This is a genomic window from Saccharospirillaceae bacterium (assembly GCA_022448365.1).
Classification (GTDB): domain Bacteria; phylum Pseudomonadota; class Gammaproteobacteria; order Pseudomonadales; family Oceanobacteraceae; genus Bacterioplanoides.
On the sequence record JAKVCS010000004.1, the window covers coordinates 237,692 to 257,003 of the forward strand.

Consider the following 19,312-nt stretch of genomic DNA (forward strand, 5'->3'; position numbering starts at 1 on the left):
AGTTCTATCGATAGAGTTGATGTTGGTTTAAGTATTCCAGTACCGCGTCCGGCACCAGAAAGCGGATATTGTCGCCTTGCTTGATAGCCTGACGCAAGTAAGAAGCCGAGATATCCAGTTCAGGCAGCGCTTTCAGGCAAATTCTGCCATGTTCAGCGGCCAGAAGTTGCGTTATGTCGCTTTGGCGCTGCGACAATTGCTGCTGTTGCCAGTCACTGGCATTGGACTGCTGGGCAGAATCCAGCTCCGGGCGGCTGACAACCAGCAAATTAGCCAGTTGCAGCAATTCCAGCGGTTGATGCCAGAATTCGAAACCCTGCCAGGCATCGTCACCAATCACCCAGGTGAATTGCACCTCAGGGTGTTGCTGCTTCAGTGCACTGACAGTAACGGCGCTGTAGCTTAAATCGTCACGTTGCAGTTCGATTGCACAGGGTTCAACGCCGGTTAACGATTCACAACCCAGGCTGACCATCTGCAGGCGTTGCTCGCCGCTTGCCTGGGGCTGTGGCCGATGCGGCGGTATACGATTCGGGATCAGCAAGACTTTGCTGAAACCAAGATCGCGCAGCTGCGCAGCAATGCGTAAATGACCGATGTGGATGGGGTCAAAAGTCCCGCCGAGCAATGCCCAGCGGTTTTGCGGTTGTGACATAGCTCTGTTATTGACGGATTTCGCCATTGCCCAGCACCACGTATTTCTGTGATGTCAGACCTTCCAGACCTACCGGGCCACGGGCGTGGATCTTGTCGGTGGAAATACCAATCTCGGCACCCAGGCCGTATTCAAAGCCATCAGCAAAGCGGGTTGATGCGTTAATCATCACCGAGCTGGAGTCGACTTCAGTCAGGAAGCGACGCGCCAGTGTGTAGTTTTCACTGATGATGCTGTCGGTGTGATGGGAGCCGTAGTGATTGATGTGTTCAATCGCCTGGTCCATATCGTCGACCAGTTTGATCGACAGAATTGGCGCCAGGTACTCGGTGTGCCAGTCGTCTTCGGTTGCCGGAATGGCATCGGCAAGGATTTCGCGGGTGGCATCACAACCACGCAGTTCTACACCAATCTCACCATAAGCTTCAGCCAATTCTGGCAAGACGCTGGCGGCCATGGCTTTGTGTACCAGCAGCGTTTCCATGGTGTTACAGGTGCCGTAGCGATGCGTTTTGGCATTAATCGCAATGTTCACGGCTTTGGTTTTATCGGCGAACTGGTCGATGTAGACGTGACAAATGCCGTCTAAATGCTTGATAACCGTAACTTTGGCGTCACGACTGATACGTTTGATCAGGCCTTTGCCGCCACGTGGGACAATCACATCAACGTATTCTGGCATGGTAATCAGCTCACCCACGGCCGCACGATCTGTGGTTTCAACAACCTGAACTGTTTCAGCTGGTAAGCCAGCTTCAGCCAGACCTTTGGCGATGCATTCGGATAGCGCCTGGTTGGCTTCAATGGCTTCTGAGCCACCACGGAGGATGGCTGCGTTACCGGATTTCAGACACAGGCTTGCCGCTTCGATGGTTACGTTAGGGCGGCTCTCGTAGATAATACCGATAACACCCAGAGGGACGCGCATTTTACCGATCTGAATACCGCTGGGGCGGTATTTCAGGTCGGTGATTTCACCCACAGGATCAGGCAGCGCAGCCACCTGCTGCAGCCCCTCGATCATGGTGTCTATTGTGGCATCGGTCAGTTGCAGGCGATCGAGTAGAGCAGCATCCAAACCATTGTCTTCGCCACGTTTCATATCGCGCTGGTTGGCGATTTTCAGCTGGTCGCGTTGTTCACTGATGGCATCAGCAATGGCCAGTAATGCGGTATTTTTCTCCTGGCTGGAAGCACGGGCAATCGCACGTGAAGCTTTGCGCGCATTGGCACCCAGGGTTTTCATATATTCGGTAACGTCCATCGATTACACCGGTCTGTACGGGGTTGACGAGAAAGGCCGCTAGTATATACCAACTGCGCCTTGTACTACACTTAGGCAAGTTGCGGCGGATAACATCAGCAAAGCCGTTCGTAGCCTTCACTCATCCCAATGACTGGATTGTTTCTACATGGAAAAAGCACAGTTCCACAGTTTGGTGGTTATTCAGGTAAAAGTAATCTACTGCCTGCTGGCGGCCGCCGGACTGAGTGTGATTGCCGTACTCGATTTATCAGAAGGTAAGAAAGTGTTCGCTGCTGTGGCAGCCGGGTTTTCCCTGATGCTGGTGTTGTACTCTGGATACTTACTGTTGCGTCGTAAAAAACGCTCCTCGCCTTATCCGGAATGGATGCTGGTTGGTTTGTTATCCATTTTTACTCTGTTTGGGATGAATCAGAGTGCGCAAGTGGTGCACTGGGTGTATTTTGTCCCGATCTACACCTACTTTCTGTTTCCTTTTCGGGTTGCCAGCTATATCACCCTGGTCTACAGCGTTGCGCTGGTGCTGTTGGTACTGAATCACTATGACAGCTACATGCGACTGCAACTGCTGTTTACTTACGCGGCCTGCTATACGTTTTCTGTGATGTACGCTCTGGTTAATGAACGCAATAACCAGGGACTGACGGAAATCGTAAATACCGACCCGTTAACTCAGGTATATAACCAGCATCAACTGGGCCTGGACCTGAATAAAGAGATGACCCGCGCAGACCGTCAACGCAGTCAGCTGGTGTTATTGGCGGTGGCGACGCCGACTGCCTGGCATCAGCTTAAAGTTGAAGATTATGATCAGCGCCTCAGTTATCTGGGCAAAAAATTACGCAAGAGCCTGCGTAATTACGATGCCTGCTATCGGTTAAATACGGATGACTTCGCCATACTGATGCCTCACAGTGAACTGGCAGAAGCTGATGCTTTGAAACAACAGATTCATGAGGCTATGCAAAGCAGTCGCTATCCGGAACTGCGGCAGCTGGCGATGCACGCCGAGGGTTATCGACCCGATGACGACAGTGACAGTCTTACCGATCGGGTCATGGAGGCGCTCCATGTTGCATGATCTTTCACAGGAACAATTACAACCACGGTTACAAATTGTGGTGTATACCCTGGCCGCGGTTGCCGTCAGCATTCTGATGTATGACCAGTATCGCCAGGGGCTTTACCCTTTGGTTCTGAGTAATGCGATTGCCATTCCAGCATTTTTATTCAGCGCCATTTTTGTTTTTATTAACCGCAATCGCGAAATTTTCACCTGGGTGAATTACCCGCTGATTTTGTTATTAGTGACGCTGGCGCTTTACCAGTTGCGCCACTATCCGCAACTGATGATTCACTATTTATACGCGGTGCCACTGTTCAGTTATTTTTGTTTGCCGATCATGCAGGCAACGTTTTTCAATTTTCTGGTGGCGATCGCTGTGATTGCCATTGTCTGGTCTGATTCGGGCACTGCTTATGGTTTGCGCACCGGGACCAACTATCTGCTGTTGCTCGGTTCTGCCTGGTGTTTTGCCTATCTGACGTTACTGAAATCAGAGTCATTGAAGCGACTGGCACTGACCGATGCTGAAAGTGGTGCGTATAACAGTCGCCACTTTTCGCATACGCTGGAGAGGGAAATTGCCCGCAGCGAAAGTACCCGCCAGTCAGTTTCTCTGATTGGTTTGGTGATTGAAGATTACAAACAGCTGATGGATATTCACGGTAATCGTGCTGTTCAGCAATTGCTGCCTGCCTTTGTGCGCCGTGCGCAGGATCAGATTCGTGCTGCAGACGAGGTATTTCGACTGGATGAGGATAAGTTTGTATTGGTATTGCCTCACTGTCCTGAAGACGGAGCGATCGTACTGATGGAGCGGGTGAAACGTAATCTGCAGCAGCATGTATGGAAGCCAGTAGCGGAGATGACATTAGAAACCGCAGCGGTTACCTGGCTACCGGGAGAAGACAGCAAAGATGTGGAAAAACGTCTGGAAATGAAACTGAAGAAACAGAAACTCGCCAGTCTGCAATTGGCCGCCTTTGCCGACGGCTGATGCCGTCGTTCATCGCAGTTTCATGTCAGATGCTGGTGCAGATGATGCGAACCAATGTCTGGGTTTTCACTTCCGGCAGATTCAGTTTGCCGTAGAACTCGGCCGGATCATGAACCGTCACTTGCTGAAAACCATCCTGTTGAAAACCGGCTTTGATGGCATCGTCGCTGCGGTAATGCAGTGGCCACTGCCCGCGGGTGAAAAAGCCCACCAGTTTTTGCGCCAACTGAACGTATTTATACGATGGGTGGTGAACAAAATCCGGGTACAAATCGGTCACATAATAACCTTTCGGAAATTGCTTCAGACCTTCAGCCATTTGAGACCAGACCGTCTTAATGGTTGCCAGATCAAAATAGTTGACCAGGCCTTCGGTGACGATGACAGTTTTTTTGTTTGGATCGAGTTGTGATAGCAAGGCTTTAATCGATTGCTCGCCACTTTTTTCCAGAATATTGCACGGCAATACCCGATGGTTTGGCTGGCTGCCAATGTTGTTCAGTAACGTTTTTTTCCGTTCTGCCATACCCGGTAAATCGCCTTCAATGTAGTTCAGCTGAGGGTATTTCTGTTTCAGACGGTAGCCGCGTGGTGATAATCCAGAGGCCAGCTCCAATATCTGCTCGACTCCTTGTTCCTGGATCAGTGTTTCCACCTGATGATCAATGACGGAGTGGCGTTGCAGCAGAAATATATCGATATCGGCACCTGCAACCAGGCGCAGAAACGCATTGACAGGGGTTAGTGCGGCATTGGCAATCCGCCCCATTCCGGTGGCAAAGCCCGGCGCCGATAAGCCATGTTTGTACCAGACGTAGCCGGTGTAATGCGCTGAAATACTGATGCGTGAGGTATCTGTGCTGGCTGCACTGCTGGAATCAATCGCGGACGTCATGAAAAACCCGGGAGAATTATCATTGTTGTTAGTGGCAGTGAGCATAACCGGAAAGCGGGTTCAGAGCCACGCCTTCAGTTGTGGCGATCTGACGTTACCCCGGTTGTTTTTAAGAGCCGGGTTACTGATTCTGGTTCCGGTAATAATTCAGATCCTTTTGCGCACTGCCTAACTGATACTCCAGATCGGCTACGGTTTGTTGCAGTTCTTTGGTGTGTTCCACTTCGCGCTGGTGCTGTTCGAGCACCTGTTGCATGTCCTGCTTGGCGGTTTCTACCTCATTTTTCCAGCGGCGACTGAGCTGAAAGCCCACCAAGCCACCGCCAATTACCATGCCCGCAATAATCGCAAATACCAGTACCATTGTTTTTGTCCATCATTTATCGGAATAACCCAAGAGTTTAACAAAGCTAGCCGCGTCTGACTCTGTTAAAATGCTGCGTTTTCGGATTCACACAATTAAGGTAACGCTCGTGACTATAAGCCAGCTGGTTGAAGAAAGCGGTGCGCAGATGCGTATTTTTGATCTTGGCCGACGCATCACTAAGATCTCAAAAAAAGACTTTGCTGATTTTGAGCAGCTTGGCAAAGCTTATCCAACACCGTATCTGAAACACGCCTGGATTGCGGTATTGAGCTGGAATCCGAAAAAGGCCGGGCAACACAATATCTGGTTTTTGAAATTACCATTGGATGAACAGAATATCCTCCAGCCAGGGCCTCGCGATGCTTTCCTGCAGCATTGGTTACGTGTGGTTGCGGATCCGGATAAAGAGCATGGTGAAGCGCCTTGTAGCTTTAAACCTGACCAGAATCGCATGGCCTACTTTCACGCGGTGTCGCTGATCACACTGGCTCAGCCTGCTACGCAGTACTACGCAACAGCGCGTGCTTATTTAAGCGGCGATCTGGGCTGGGACAACTGGCAGCAACTAGGATTACAGGGATTGGCCGAAGTGGTTGCCCGCATCGCTGAAGACAATAACGAGAGACTGCTGGCTCAAGCGATTGGCCAGATGCCAGCGGTGCCGCGCAATGTGCTGCTGGGGTATCTGGAAAACAGTCAGCCTGGCCACGAGTTGACGGTCGCCATTAACGATTGCTTGTCGACCGTTGTTGCGGCTGGTCCGCAAGCAGCGGATCTGGCAGCGTTTGCCCGAGCATTGTCAAACAGTGTGAATGAACAGCAGCGCCAGCTACTGTTGCAGGCGATTCTGGCGCACCCGGTGAGTCAATCGGTCGAAGTTCTGGCCGCGATTGGCAGTCGCTGCTGGCATGATTTGGAAGGTGAGCTGCTAAAGGCATATCTGGAATGTCTGGCCGTTAATGAGCAGGGAGACAATGCCTTCATGGCTCTGGTCGCTGATCTGATGACCTTGGCAGGGATGCGAGAACGCATTCTCACGGTATTCCGCAGCCCTGAGCGCAGCGACGCTTTATCCCGTGCAATCGGCAAGCTGATGAATCTGGTGTCTGCCAATACCGGTTCAGGCCCTGGTGGCGGTTCGGTGCAGTAGGCGTTAATCATGGAGCTATCGTCCAGTTGTCCATGTTGCTCCGGCCGATCCTACGGTGAATGTTGTTACAACGTTCACCACGGGGAAGCGGCACGGAATCCAGAGGCGTTGATGCGTTCGCGTTACAGCGCCTTTGCGATTGAAGATGCCGATTATCTGTCTGCCACTTGGCACAGCCAAACCCGACCACAAAATCTATCGCTGGAGCCGGATACACACTGGCTAAGGCTGGAAATTGTCGATAGTTCAGAGCGTGGCGATGACGGTGAGGTCACTTTTATCGCAACGTTCCGCGAAAAGCAGGAATGGCTGCGCCTGAGCGAAACATCACGCTTTATTCGCGAAAACGGTCGCTGGTATTACCTGGATGGTAATGCCAGCTTTGAGACGTTTAAGCCCGGACGCAATGACCCTTGTCCCTGTGGTAGCGGTCAGAAGTTCAAAAAGTGCTGTGGCTGAAAACGGGTTTCAGTAACGGATGGGTTAATCCTGCTGAGAGCGGGTCATGCCCTTCAACAACATTCCCCAGGTCATTGCCAGGGCGCCAAGTGTCGATGCCAGCAGCATCAGATTAACGAATAAGGTGTTGCGCGCGTAATACGTCGATAAGGGCGCTTCAATATCGGTACACTCGCCATTGTCGAAGTTATAGTAACCTCCTTGTTGAGTGCACTCCGTTACTGCCGATAGCTCCAAACCATACAACATCACCAATAACAGGCCAGGTAAGGCAAAAAGCAGCGACCCATAACGCAGCAACATGGCGATTTCTCCGAAATTTTAATAGTAAAAGTACGATCTAACTTGACATAAAGGGGCTAATGTTTTCAGCTTAGCGACTAGACTACGCCTGAAAAATGATAATAACTGATGCCGCCTATTATGTTACGAGCTATGAAACGAGCGTTTATTGTACCAGCCTTGTTACTGGCCTTCCAAAGCCATGCTGCTACTGAAGACCTGGACTCCCTGTTAACTTCGATTAAATCTGATATTCAGAATCAGCGCCTTTCCAGTCCGGCTGGTAACAACGCGCTGGAGCGAATTACCGCATTTCGCGAGCAAGCCCCGTTTGATTTCCGTGTTGTGCCACTGACTTATCAGTGGGGAGAGGCATACGTGGCGCTTGCCGATGCAGCCATTGCTAAGGGGCAGATTGATAAGGCTCAGGGCTATCTCGATAAAGTTTGGTATGTTGCATCCCTGACTCCGGGTCTGGAAGAAATGCAGGCGAAGGTTGACGCGGCAGGACAGGGGGCAAAAACAGCGGCCAAAGGCGGCGCCAAACAAGCGGCTAAGACCGCGACTCAGTCAAAACCCAAAGGTCCAAGCAAAGCTGAGTTAGCCCGTCAGAAGAAAGTGGCTGCAGCTGCGGCAAAAGAAAAAGCTCGTCTGGAAGCCGAGCGTAAGCGCAAGCTGGAGCAGGCCAAGCGCGAAGCTCTGGCCGAGAAGAAACGCTTACAGGCAGAGCTTAAGCGTAAACAAGAGCAGGAGCGTCAGCGTCGTCTTGCCGCGGCTAAAGCGGAAAAAGAGGCAGCTGCAAAACGTGCGGCAGCGGCAAAAGCACAAAAAGCTGGCAAGAAGGTCGTGGCCAAGGCAGCGCCTGTGCCGGTTGTTAAGACCGCAACTGCGTCTGAAGTGCAGGGGGCTCGTGCGCTGTGGCAGTCGGCTAAAGAAAATACGGCACCATTGGCCAGCTACCCGGTTGACGCTGAGATGGTTGCTAATCGCGATCGCTCGATCGCCGAAAACCTGGAGCCGGTGTGTAAAGCCATTCTTGAGAACGACGCATCAGTGGTATTACACACTTCAGATAAGGCTGATTATCGTTGGCTGACGGTGCGTCTAACACTGGGCCTGCGTCGCCTTGATAGTTCCTTCCGTCTGCGCCACAGCCACCAACCGGCTACCGGTGATGAGCCCTTTATTACCCTTCACCCATCCAGAGGGGTGTCGCTGGTTCGCCAGGTTGAGCGCTGAGTTGACGCTCTCAGGTCAATAAAAGAGGCATAAAAAAACCGGCGTCAGCCGGTTTTTTTATGCCTCTGCTTAATTCCGTTTTTCCGAAGCATCGTTTGCAGTCGTAAGAGCATAGTGCATGACGTGGTAAACCCAGTGTTGCTCCATCGTACCGCCAAACAGATGCGCCCAGGGACCAGCTGCATACAAGGCGACGTCTTCGCCGCCGTGAGTTTCACTTTCTAACGGTACCAGCGCCTGCTGCAAATAATCGGCTTGCTGAGCGCGTTCCGGATCAACCGAGGGGCGGTCCCCATGTTGCCAGTCTACGGCGCCGGGACCATTTCGATAGTTAATCGAGGTGTAATAACCACCATCGTCCAGTTTTTTTGCTGATGCCTCAGGCCGTCCCAGGTCATCGTTACCTTTCACCACGCCCAGCATGGGATTGCCGCGTGTGGCGTAACCTGCCAGCGTGAGTGTGTGGCTGTGATCGGCTGTGACAACCAGTAACGTGTCGCTCAGATCGATATTGTTCAGTAACCACTGTACTGTTTGATGTAATTCCTGGGTTTCATTCAACGCTTTATAGCCACTTCCAGCGTGATGGCCATGATCAATTCGTCCGGCTTCAATCATCAAGGCGTAGCCTTTACCGTTATTGTGTTTCAGTCGCTGCAAGGCTGCTTTGGTTATATCCAGCAGGTCTGGGGTATCTGCTGCGCGTTGATCGATATAAGGCAGGTGTGAGCTGGAAAACAGGCCCAGCCAATGACCCGACGTCAGATCAGCTTGCTGCAGTTGCTGTCGGGTCGTGATGACGTGCTGATCAGGGCTTTGTTGTTGCCAGCGCGTGAGTAAATTCTGTTGGTCCTGGCGTTTGCCGCCCTGGTCTTCTGGCAGGAAGTGACGTTTGCCACCGCCAAACACCACCTCTAACGCCTGAGTGTCGTTGCTCTGGTCAATCAGCTGCTGGGCGATATCGCGGCAGTTATCGGCCTTAGCCGAAGCACTGAGTTTGTCGTCGCTTTCCCAATTGCGTTCAACGCTGTGCGCGTAAAGTGCGGCCGGTGTTGCATGTGTTACTCGTGCAGTCGTGACGATACCAGTGGCTTTTCCCTGCTGTTCCGCCAGATCAAACAAGGTTGCTAGCTGATGTTGCTGACCTGAAGCACATTGGCCGCGTTGTGCGTTATCCGATATCGACAGAATACCCGCCTTGGTTTTGTATCCGGTAACCAGGGCTGTCATGGTGCCTGCGGAATCCGGGGTTTGCTGGTTGGTATTGTAAGTTTTAATCAAGGCGGAATAGGGCAACGTTTCAAAACTTAAACTGAACTCTTCTCCCAGTAGCCCCAATTGCTGACCACTGTAAATTCGGGCTGCAGTTTGGTTTGCGATACCCATACCATCTCCGACCACCAGGATGATATTGTTGGCTCGACTGGTATTGGATTGCGGCGCTGCGGTGGCGGCCGCCTGTTGTCCGGAGGCAAACCATTGTGCAGAGCTGGTGGTATCTTTTACCGGCAGTGCAGGTTCACAGCCTGCTAACAACAGCGATGCCGATATGACAGCGATGGCTGGGGCAGTGGCTTTCAGTATCATGTTATTGCTCCTCTGCACTGTGTGACGGGGTCAATGTTTGCGGACTCAGGGATGACGGATTTGACGTTGGGAAGCCCAAAGCTCGGCGAATGAGGTGGTAAATGCTGTGTTGTTCCAGCAAACCGTGAAACAGCTGCGCCCCGGGCCCTTGAGCGTGCAATGCGACATCATCACTACCGTGAGTCTCGTATGATTTTTTCCCTAATGCGGCTTGATAAAAATCCGGGTCCATTGGGTTGGTCGCCTTATGCGGTTCGTTATGCCAATAGATACGGCCCGCCTGGCGATGAGCATGATTGGCCGAGCTACTGCCGCCAGCACCGTTGGCATAGCCCAGTGTGGTGTAGGGTTGATTATCCGCCGCCAATGTTAATCCGTTATTATGGCTGAAGCCCAATATCGGATTACCGCGCGCCGGGTAGCCAGACATTGATAGCGTATGGCTGTGATCCGCTGTGACGACCAGTAGTGTCTCGCTATTGGCTTGCTGTTCGGCTGCGGCAATCGCATCAGAGAACTCAACCGTTTCGTCCAGCGCCCGATGAGCGTTACCCAAATGGTGGCCATGATCAATTCGGGCACCTTCCACGATCAGGATATAGCCACGCAGACGTTCCGCTTTAACTTTGTGTTGCAGGTAAGACACTGCAACCTCCGTCATTTGTTGCAAACGCGGTTGGCTGTCAGGAGCATCTTGATGATAAGCCAGGTGACTGTTGGCAAATAATCCCAAAACCGGAGAGGAATCGTTTGTATCCAACATCGTTAGCTGTTGTTGAGTTTCAATATATCGACCAGCAGGAAACTGAGTCAGCCAGTCACGAATCAGATTGCCTTTATCCCGCTCGCCCGCTGTGTGTTCATCCGAGGTCACAAAATTACGTTTACCACCCCCCAATGCCAGATCTAATCCTGCGGGGTAGGCCTGATGAATCAACTGCCATGCGATATCTCTGCACCCAAATTGTTTGGCTTCAGAGGTCAGGTCACTGTCGGCCTCCCAGCCACGTTCGGGTGAATGTGCATAAGCTGCGGCGGGCGTGGCGTGAGTAAGGCGCGCTGTGGTAACAATGCCGGTGGCGAAGCGATTCTGCTGCGCCCATTGCAACAATGTCTGTTGTTTGTGGTTTTGCCATCCTGCACAGATAGTACGGTCTTGCTCTGGCCCCAGCGCGATGATACCGGCACGGGTTTTTACGCCTGTGGTGATGGCGCTCATCGTTCCGGCCGAATCGGGCGTTTGCTGATTGGTGTTGTAGGTTTTGATTAATGCGCTGTAGGGAAATGACTCAAAACTCAGATTGTTTTCTTCACCGCTTCTGCCCAGGCGTTGACCTTCAAAAATACGTGCTGCCGTTAGTGTGGTAACGCTCATACCATCGCCGAGGAAGAAAATCAGATTGCTGGCTTTTGACGGCAGTTTTGCCTGCTGCTGGCGTTGTTCCAGTCGCAGCGTTAGCCATTGCTGGCCCTGATGAAAATCCGGTGTACTGGATAACGCTCCTGAAGCATTACTCAATGGTGTCAAAAAAGTCCCGAGCAGCAGCAGGGAAGAGAGATAATGGCGGCGCATATGCAAAGTCCTGTAAACATCACGGAGGGCAGTCTATATCCGACATCAGGGTGACTGCAAAACGTAATCAGCGTGTTACACTGCACACACTTTTTTTGTCGATTTTTATTGTTAGATTTTTATGCGTTTGTTTAATCGTTTGTTCAGTGTTTTAGCGGTGTCTCTTTCTTTCTCTGTCAGTGCTGCTGTTATTGTGCCATCGGTGCCCCAGCTTGATGCTACTGCCTACGTCCTGATGGATGCCGATAGCGGCAAAATTCTGGTGGAAAAAAATGCGGATAAGCAAATACCACCGGCCAGCCTGACCAAAATGATGACCAGTTATGTTGCTGTACATGAACTGGCAATGGGGAATGTTGAAGAACAAACGCAGATTCCCATTAGCGTCAAAGCCTGGCGCAAGAAAGGCTCCCGCATGTTTGTCCGTGAAGGCACTCAGGTACCGTTGATTGATCTGTTGCGCGGCATCATCGTGCAATCGGGTAATGACGCGTCGGTTGCTGTGGCGGAATATTTCTCCGGCTCAGAAGATGCCTATGCTGAATGGATGAATCAGTACGCCGAGCGTTTCGGAATGACCAATACTCAGTTTAAAAACGCCACTGGCTGGCCGGCAAAAGGTCATTATTCCTCTGCGGGTGATATGGCACGACTGGCATTACGCATCATAAAAGATCATCCGGAATATTATCAGCTGTATGCCGAAAAGTACTTTGAATACAACAATATTCGCCAACCTAACCGTAACAAGCTGCTGTGGCGTGATCCGAGTGTTGATGGGTTAAAAACCGGCCACACTGATGAGGCGGGTTTTTGTTTGGCGGCTTCCGCAGTCAAAGACGGTACGCGTTTTATAGCCGTTGTTATGGGAACCCGCAGTGAAGAGGCGCGGGCCCGTGAGACGCAAAAGTTACTGGCTTATGGTTTTCGTTATTTTGAAACGCATAAGTTGTATGACGCAGGGCAAGGTCTGCAAACCAAGCAGGTATGGCTTGGAGCAAACGATCAGATTCGTTTGGGTGTCGCCGACGAGTTGTACCTGACGTTGCCTCGCGGCGCTAAAGGTGAACTGCAAATTGACATCTTATCCGATGAATTTTTGGAAGCTCCAATCAAGCAAGGTCAGGTGATGGGCACGGTAACCGTGCGCATGGCAGATAAAGTCCAGGCAGAGCTACCGCTGGTGGCACTGGAAGACGTCGAGGATGCAGGTTTCTTTGGCCGCCTGATCGGTAAAATAAAACTGTTCTTTGCCAAGTTATTTGCCTGACATGGCGTTTAGCGGGTTTCTGAATGGCTGCCATTGCGCAGCCATTTTTTGTTTCGGGAACCGATGAATTTCGGCTGTTAGTCAGCTCCAAAGTATAAAAATGCTATCCTGCATTTTAACGTTTGTGACTAACGGCCAATAGCGCTTGAAATTGTTTCAGGTTACAACCATATAGGTCTGAGTTCAGAATATGAGTGATGACCAAGAGAGGCGAACAGTGAGTCAGCCAGAAGCTCCAAAGATTGAATTCCCCTGTGCTAATTATCCGATTAAGGTTGTGGGTAAGGGGAAAGAGGATTATGACCGGGTAATCTTTGACATTATTGCGGTACATGCCCCGGATTGTGACTTCGCCCGATTGACGGCACGCGACAGCAAAAATGGCCGCTTTCGCGCGATAACGGTTTATATCACGGCCACTGGTATTGATCAGCTACAGCAGATTCATTCCGATCTCAGTGCCCATGACTATGTACATATGGTGATCTGATGACGTCAGTGCGGGTTCGAAAACTTGGCCTTCAGGACTACGAAACCGTTTATCAGCGTATGACGGCGTTTACCACAGCGCGCGACGAGCAAACTGAAGACGAGTTGTGGTTTCTGCAGCACGATCAGGTTTTCACTCAGGGACAGGCAGGGAAGGCGGAACATGTATTAATGCCCGGTGACATTCCCGTTGTACAGAGTGATCGAGGTGGTCAGGTAACCTATCATGGGCCCGGTCAGCTGGTGGTGTATCTGATGGTAGATATCGAACGCAAAGGTTTTGGTCCACGTCAGTTAGTCTCAGCAATCGAAGATGCCATTGTCGCAACGCTGAAAAAATGGGAGATCGTATCGGCGCCAAAATCCGATGCGCCTGGGGTGTACACTGCTGAGCGTAAAATTGCCTCCCTTGGATTGCGCATAAAACAAGGTCGCTCGTTCCACGGTCTGGCATTGAACATCGATATGGACCTGGAGCCATTCCAGCGCATTAACCCGTGCGGGTACGCGGGCATGCAAATGACTCAGGTGGTGGACGAGACAGCTCAGCCTGTAACGTATGATGATGTTGCGGCTGAATTGCAGCACCAGTTGGTTGCATTGCTGGATTATCAAAAAGCAGAGATTACGGATGAAACCATCTGATCATGGATGTCTGTGAGCTGCGAAAGCCAGTGTTGCTGTCTATACGACTGGCTTTTCTATAAGTGCTTAACTGCTGACTGTTAAACCGACTTCAGCGGAATCAAATTGTTTGTGGCGTTATCACCTGGAATTACCGGTAGCTCGATACCCAGGTTGTTTTTTTCAAATACCTGATCGGCCCGATAGCTGGATCGCACCATGGGGCCGGAAGCCACCTCCATAAAGCCTTTCTCCAGGCCAACATCGCGGAAGTGATTAAACTGTTCAGGTGTTACATAGCGATCAATCGGTAAATGGTTTTTGGTTGGTCGCAGGTACTGGCCAAGTGTCAGGATATCTACGCCAATGGCGCGCAGCTCGTCCATGGTTTGATAAATTTCTTCGTCGGTTTCACCAATACCAACCATCAAACTGGTTTTTACCAGTACGTCCGGATTGTGACGTTTAGCAAATGCAAGTACATCTAAAGTCTGCTTATAGCCTGCGCGTGGGTCCCGGACAACGTGTGTCAGGCGTTCAACGGTTTCAACATTTTGAGCGAACACATCAAGACCGGCATCGACCACCTGTGCAACGTGTTGTTCTATGCCGTTAAAGTCAGGGGTCAAAGCTTCTACTTTGACATCGGGAGTGCGCGCTTTGATGGAGCTTATGCAGGCGGCGTAATGTGCTGCACCGCCATCGCTGAGGTCATCGCGGTCAACCGAGGTTAATACGATGTAGCGTAAGCCCATCAGCTCTACCGATTCTGCGGTGTTGGCAGGTTCGTCTTTATCCAACCAGCCCTTCGGATTGCCCGTATCGACGGCGCAGAAACGGCAGGCACGGGTGCAAACTGACCCCATTACCATGATGGTTGCGGTGCCATTTGACCAGCACTCTCCCATATTAGGGCAATGAGACTCTTCGCAAACAGTACTCAGCTTATGGCTACGGACATTGGCTTTGACTGCCTCAAAACGTTGGCCACCGGGGATCTGCGCACGTAACCATTTCGGTTTACGCTGAATCGGCGCATTTTCTGCGTGCCCGGAAGTCGCTTTAATACCATCCTTAATCGCGGCAATACCATGTTCGCTGCGGAATTTTTCACCACTGCGTGCGGTTGGTGTTCTGGCTTCGACTTCGAAAGGGTTTGATTGAGACTCGTGACTCATGTGATTCCTCTGGCAGGGCGATCGGCCCGGAATTACGAACTGCAAAACAAAAGTGTAACACAGGAGTACGTGTTAGAGAGTCAGGAATAGAGGTGCTGATCGTGCAGTACTATCAACTGCTCACTTTGATACGTCAAAGGCAGAGGTGTCGATTTATGGAATCAGAGGAGAGGGAGGTAATCTGCAGCGTCGAGCAGAGTAAAAATAATATGCGGCAAAGAGCCGCATATTATTAAGAGCTGAAAATTACTTCAGGCGGCCAACGTACTCCAGCTGACCAGGAACACTATTAGTGATCAGAGACCAGGCTTCAGGGTCGGTAGCGTTGTATACCGAGGTCGCTTTTTCATTATCAGTGTGAGAGATCCAAACTATCTCACCAAGCTTATCATGCTCGAAGGAGCCGGACGTGATGCGGCCGATGGTTCCACCTTCGATGTTTGGTAGACCATCTACACTCGGTTTTTTCGGCGATGATTCAATGCCTGGAACTTTTGTGGCAACTGCACTGCTGTCGGTCAGATCAAAGCTGTGGTATTCCCAAATCGGCAGACCAATGGCTTGTTTTGCAGACTCTTCGTCTTGAACTATCGGTTGGCCTGCATCGCTCATAATCAGGTTGTAAGCAATATTGCCCTTACCCGTTACAGCACCCATGGCCATCCGACCGTTATTGGTCAGGTTTTGCATGTTCAGGTTGTATGAATCATCAAATTCAGTTGTACCTTTTTTGACGCGAATGACACATGGCACATAGGCATATGGTACCCCCAGTTTGTATGCCGCAGCGGCAGCGGTGTATGACGCGAAATACATATTACCTTCGGCATCTTTTGCTGCACCTGATACCGCACCACAGTTATTAACAGAGTCTGTGTACAGCTGATCGGTATTACTATCAACGATAACTAATTTGGTCAGGCCGGTATCTGCGCCGCCCTTAGGATAAAAACCCATGGTGCCAACAAAATGATCACCGTCGGTGGTTGGGAATACCGTCCATTGAGTGCCTTCTTGATCTTCTTTCAGATGCGCCAACGAAATGGTATCGAGTTTATCTGTGGTTGCTGGGTCAAGATCAATCAGCTTCATGGTCGTTGGGTTGAATGCAATTACCTGCAGACCAATGTGATCCAGAGCGTAAGCTTTGGTAGGCGACATAAACTTAGTCGCGCGCAGCAGATTACGGCCGATGTTTGAAGTTACACCAGAGAAGTCCAGCTCTTTATCCAGCGTCGGAGTACCGTCATCGCTCACTGTGTAACGTCGTAATACGCCTGAGGTTTTCATACCGGCATAGAACGCACTGTCCGGATTGGCGCCATCTGGAATAGCGATACCGGTATATTCCTGGATAGCCAGAGCTTTCGTTGGATCAAACACAGTATCGGAATCCAGTGTGTTTGTGATGAAGTGCAAAGACACACCCGCATCAGTAACCCAGGCCGTACTTTTTACCAAATAAAGAGGCTTATTGACGGGGCTGGGGGATTGGTTCGTGGTTTTGTCGTTATCATCCGAGCCACATCCCACCAAGGACAGGCCTGCTGTCATACATAAGATAAGAGTTTTTAATTTCATTGATCCATTCCAAAAATAAAGATTCCCCATAACCAACTGACGCGCCTAGCGCCCAGCTTGGGGAACGTTTGAGTAAACTAACATCCTGCAAGGGCAATTGAGATTCAATCTCAATTGAAAAAAACGGCGCAAATGATAACTATTACCAAAAGGGACGGCAAGTAAAGTCCACTGCTTTTACGTTTTTTACACTCGTGAGAGAGATGTCAGGAAGCGTTGCTTTTTACTTGCAGATGGCCTTTACCAGAACGTAAGATTACTCATTCTCATTACCAGCCAAGCTTGAGATTCTTTATTTTATTGACGGTTTCAGGCTTAGGTTGTTGATATCTCTTATTTATTTAACCGGCCTTACCGCTCTGGATAATGACGTTATGCTCTCGCGTTGCAAACCTCTGACGATATGTCACATGACCAAACTGTTTGTCTTTTTCAGGCATCTGACGGCTACGTCAGTCTTCTTCTTCATGCATTCGCTCGCATGGGCAGCGAATGAATCGGGCAATAATGAAGAGGCGGCAGAATTGGATGATATTGTGTTTGTCGCAGAAGAGTCAGAGGAGGTTACTCTTGAACACTCCGCTGCAGCGGTGGATGTGATTAATCTGGAGTTTGATCAGAAGCTGACTGCAGATCTGAGCGAGGTGTTGTCGCGAGAGCCGGGTATCAGTATCCGCAGAATGGGTGCGCTCGGGGCACGAGAAAGGTTTTCTCTTAACGGGCTAGGTGACGAACAAATTCGCTTTTTCATCGATGGTATCCCGTTGGAAATGTCAGGCTATAAGTTTGGTATCAGTAGCATCCCGGTTAATTTGATTCAACGCGCGGTGATCTACCACGGTGTTGTTCCCATTGAATTTGGCGCCGATGCATTAGGCGGGGCGGTTAATTTGATAACGGCCAAAGGTCGTGATGGAACCGGCGGCTCAATTTCTCATAAGGCGGGTGATTTTGGCACAAACCAATCAACGGCAAACCTGAAATATGTTGATGACAACAGCGGTTTTTTCAGTCGCTTAAACGGTTTTTACGACTATAGCGATAATAATTATGAGGTTGATGTCACGGTTCCGAACATATTTGGGGAAAGGCTACCGTACAAAGCAAAACGTTTTCATAATGTTTATGAGGGTAAGGGGATAAATCTGGTTGCAGGGTATACGGGTCAGCGCTGGGCAGATTTGCTTCAGATGAGTCTGTATTCCAGCGAATACTATTCTGAAATTCAGCACAATATCAATATGAGTACGGTTTATGGGGAGCCCACAATTGAACGGCAAACCTATGGGGTGAACGTGCGCTATTTGCAGCAATTAAAAGATGAAGTATCGATTAAGCTGGTTGCTGGTACATCAGAAACAAAATCTGAATTTATTGATCTCGCAGAGTATTCCTATCTTTGGAACGGTAATCAGGTTATCACCCCCGGAGCAAGAGTTGGTGAAATTGAGGGGCCTTGCGACTGCACTTACAGGAGAAATACGCAATTCTCAATCATGCATTTGCAATGGGATGTGCTTCGCCAGCATTCAGTTGAGCTGTCTGTTGCTCCTACCTGGAATGAACAAACAGCAAGAAATTACTACTTTGATGATGTAACACTGGATTCTACTGATGCTGATCAAAGTATGTTTAGCCTGGTTTTAGGCGCGGGTTATACTGTCGATTTACTTGATGATAGATTTCAGAATGATTTGTTTATTAAGCGTTATCATCAGGAACGCAAGAACAGCCAACGAGATACAGCGCTTCGTATTCGTAAAAAGTTGAAAAGTGATGCTGAACGAATTGGCTGGGGGAATGGTTTTCGATATGCATTTTATAACTGGTTTATGGCAAAAGCTTCGTATGAGCAAGCTGTCAGGCTACCTAATTTTCGCGAAGTATTTGGTGATGCAGACGGTATTTTACCCAACCTTGAATTGAATGAGGAATATTCCAATAATTACAATTTTTCCTTAAAAATCACTGACCTTATTACAGATTACGGGTCATGGAATGGCGAAGTAAACTTTTTCCTTCGACAACTTGAAGATGCTATTGTTTTACTGAGATCGAATGATTCTGCGGTGTATCAGAATATCGCTCGCGTAGAATCTGAAGGGTATGATCTGTCAGCGGCATGGTCATCGCCAGAGGATTTTATTAATGTAAGCGTTAATCTCACCAATTATGATCTTACTAATACATCGACACAGGGCAGATTCGAGAAATTCAAGAATCAAAGAATTCCGAATACGCCCCTTACTTTTCTCAACGCAAAACTGGGTTTGAAATGGCATGGTGTCTTTTACGGGTATGATGAGTTTCATCTGAACTGGAATTATCGTTACGTCGATCGGTTTGAACTGATCTGGGATAACCAGGGAGATGCCAGTCTGGGTAAGCCATTTGTTGCTGAACAGAATAGTCATTCGCTTGGGGTGACTTACAGTGTGGATTTTTTCCCCTACATTGCCAGTGTTACGGCAGAAGTTCTGAACGTAACCGATCAAAAGCTGTTTGATTATTACGGTGTTCAGCGCCCCGGACGAGCATTTTCCATGAAGGCGGTTTTAGAATTCTAAGTGTTCGTTTAACGCCTGAGCCTGCTACGTCCGTTGTAGTTAAGCGGCTTATTGAAAAGCTATATACAGCGT

18 protein-coding genes are annotated in these 19,312 nt (G+C 49.9%); 9 read left to right on the forward strand and 9 right to left on the reverse strand.

What is annotated here, in order from left to right; translation table 11 throughout:
• Window positions 1-4 precede the first annotated feature (4 nt).
• Window positions 5-682 carry a nicotinate-nucleotide adenylyltransferase gene (nadD, locus tag MK185_12260; GenBank protein MCH2041398.1) on the reverse strand — a complete coding sequence of 226 codons (678 nt, stop codon included), beginning with the start codon at window positions 680-682 and terminating at the stop codon, window positions 5-7.
• Entirely contained in the window at window positions 663-1,919 is a 1,257-nt protein-coding gene (locus MK185_12265; GenBank protein ID MCH2041399.1) for a glutamate-5-semialdehyde dehydrogenase, read from the reverse strand. The genes nadD and MK185_12265 overlap by 20 nt, the downstream gene beginning before the upstream one ends.
• A gap of 148 nt (window positions 1,920-2,067) precedes the next feature.
• On the opposite strand from MK185_12265, the gene MK185_12270 reads away from it, so the two are divergent.
• Entirely contained in the window at window positions 2,068-3,000 is a 933-nt protein-coding gene (locus tag MK185_12270; protein MCH2041400.1) for a diguanylate cyclase, read from the forward strand.
• Complete coding sequence (locus tag MK185_12275; GenBank protein MCH2041401.1) at window positions 2,990-3,979, forward strand: GGDEF domain-containing protein; 990 nt, start codon at window positions 2,990-2,992, stop codon at window positions 3,977-3,979. Before MK185_12270 ends, MK185_12275 begins: the two co-directional genes overlap by 11 nt.
• 25 nt (window positions 3,980-4,004) lie before the next feature.
• On the opposite strand, the gene MK185_12280 is transcribed toward MK185_12275, so the two are convergent.
• Window positions 4,005-4,874 carry a class I SAM-dependent methyltransferase gene (locus MK185_12280; GenBank protein ID MCH2041402.1) on the reverse strand — a complete coding sequence of 290 codons (870 nt, stop codon included), beginning with the start codon at window positions 4,872-4,874 and terminating at the stop codon, window positions 4,005-4,007.
• 121 nt (window positions 4,875-4,995) lie between these two features.
• Window positions 4,996-5,238 (reverse strand): hypothetical protein, encoded by a 243-nt coding sequence (locus MK185_12285; protein MCH2041403.1) that lies wholly within the window; start codon window positions 5,236-5,238, stop codon window positions 4,996-4,998.
• 109 nt (window positions 5,239-5,347) lie between these two features.
• Between MK185_12285 and MK185_12290 the strand changes: the two genes are divergently transcribed.
• Entirely contained in the window at window positions 5,348-6,391 is a 1,044-nt protein-coding gene (locus MK185_12290) for a DUF3549 family protein (protein MCH2041404.1), read from the forward strand.
• 9 nt (window positions 6,392-6,400) lie between these two features.
• Complete coding sequence (locus MK185_12295; protein ID MCH2041405.1) at window positions 6,401-6,850, forward strand: SEC-C domain-containing protein; 450 nt, start codon at window positions 6,401-6,403, stop codon at window positions 6,848-6,850.
• 24 nt (window positions 6,851-6,874) lie between these two features.
• Here MK185_12295 and MK185_12300 read toward each other — a convergent pair whose 3' ends face one another.
• On the reverse strand, window positions 6,875-7,153 hold the full coding sequence (locus MK185_12300; protein MCH2041406.1) for a hypothetical protein: 279 nt from the start codon (window positions 7,151-7,153) through the stop codon (window positions 6,875-6,877).
• 132 nt (window positions 7,154-7,285) lie between these two features.
• Between MK185_12300 and MK185_12305 the strand changes: the two genes are divergently transcribed.
• On the forward strand, window positions 7,286-8,371 hold the full coding sequence (locus MK185_12305) for a hypothetical protein (GenBank protein MCH2041407.1): 1,086 nt from the start codon (window positions 7,286-7,288) through the stop codon (window positions 8,369-8,371).
• A 69-nt stretch (window positions 8,372-8,440) separates the two neighbouring features.
• Here the strand turns inward: MK185_12305 and MK185_12310 are convergent, their stop codons facing one another.
• Window positions 8,441-9,958, reverse strand: a complete 1,518-nt coding sequence (locus MK185_12310) for an alkaline phosphatase (protein MCH2041408.1) — start codon at window positions 9,956-9,958, stop codon at window positions 8,441-8,443.
• A 1-nt stretch (window position 9,959) separates the two neighbouring features.
• Window positions 9,960-11,531: an alkaline phosphatase gene (locus MK185_12315; protein ID MCH2041409.1), complete on the reverse strand. Its 1,572-nt coding sequence runs from the start codon at window positions 11,529-11,531 to the stop codon at window positions 9,960-9,962.
• Between the two features lie 121 nt (window positions 11,532-11,652).
• Here MK185_12315 and MK185_12320 point away from each other — a divergent pair, with 121 nt between their 5' ends.
• The 3 genes from MK185_12320 to lipB all read left to right on the forward strand — a co-directional run bounded on the left by MK185_12320 (window position 11,653) and on the right by lipB (window position 13,935).
• Window positions 11,653-12,801 (forward strand): D-alanyl-D-alanine carboxypeptidase, encoded by a 1,149-nt coding sequence (locus MK185_12320; protein ID MCH2041410.1) that lies wholly within the window; start codon window positions 11,653-11,655, stop codon window positions 12,799-12,801.
• A gap of 190 nt (window positions 12,802-12,991) precedes the next feature.
• Window positions 12,992-13,291 (forward strand): DUF493 family protein, encoded by a 300-nt coding sequence (locus MK185_12325; GenBank protein MCH2041411.1) that lies wholly within the window; start codon window positions 12,992-12,994, stop codon window positions 13,289-13,291.
• Entirely contained in the window at window positions 13,291-13,935 is a 645-nt protein-coding gene (gene lipB / locus MK185_12330) for a lipoyl(octanoyl) transferase LipB (protein MCH2041412.1), read from the forward strand. The genes MK185_12325 and lipB overlap by 1 nt, the downstream gene beginning before the upstream one ends.
• Before the next feature lie 80 nt (window positions 13,936-14,015).
• Here the strand turns inward: lipB and lipA are convergent, their stop codons facing one another.
• Both lipA and MK185_12340 read right to left on the reverse strand, forming a co-directional pair.
• Window positions 14,016-15,092 carry a lipoyl synthase gene (gene lipA / locus MK185_12335; GenBank protein ID MCH2041413.1) on the reverse strand — a complete coding sequence of 359 codons (1,077 nt, stop codon included), beginning with the start codon at window positions 15,090-15,092 and terminating at the stop codon, window positions 14,016-14,018.
• Between the two features lie 246 nt (window positions 15,093-15,338).
• A complete protein-coding gene (locus tag MK185_12340; protein MCH2041414.1) occupies window positions 15,339-16,673 on the reverse strand; it encodes a hypothetical protein in 1,335 nt (444 codons plus the stop codon).
• Between the two features lie 410 nt (window positions 16,674-17,083).
• On the opposite strand from MK185_12340, the gene MK185_12345 reads away from it, so the two are divergent.
• The gene (locus tag MK185_12345; protein ID MCH2041415.1) at window positions 17,084-19,240 is read left to right on the forward strand and encodes a TonB-dependent receptor plug domain-containing protein; all 2,157 of its coding nucleotides are present in this window, start codon (window positions 17,084-17,086) and stop codon (window positions 19,238-19,240) included.
• Window positions 19,241-19,312: the final 72 nt, after the last annotated feature.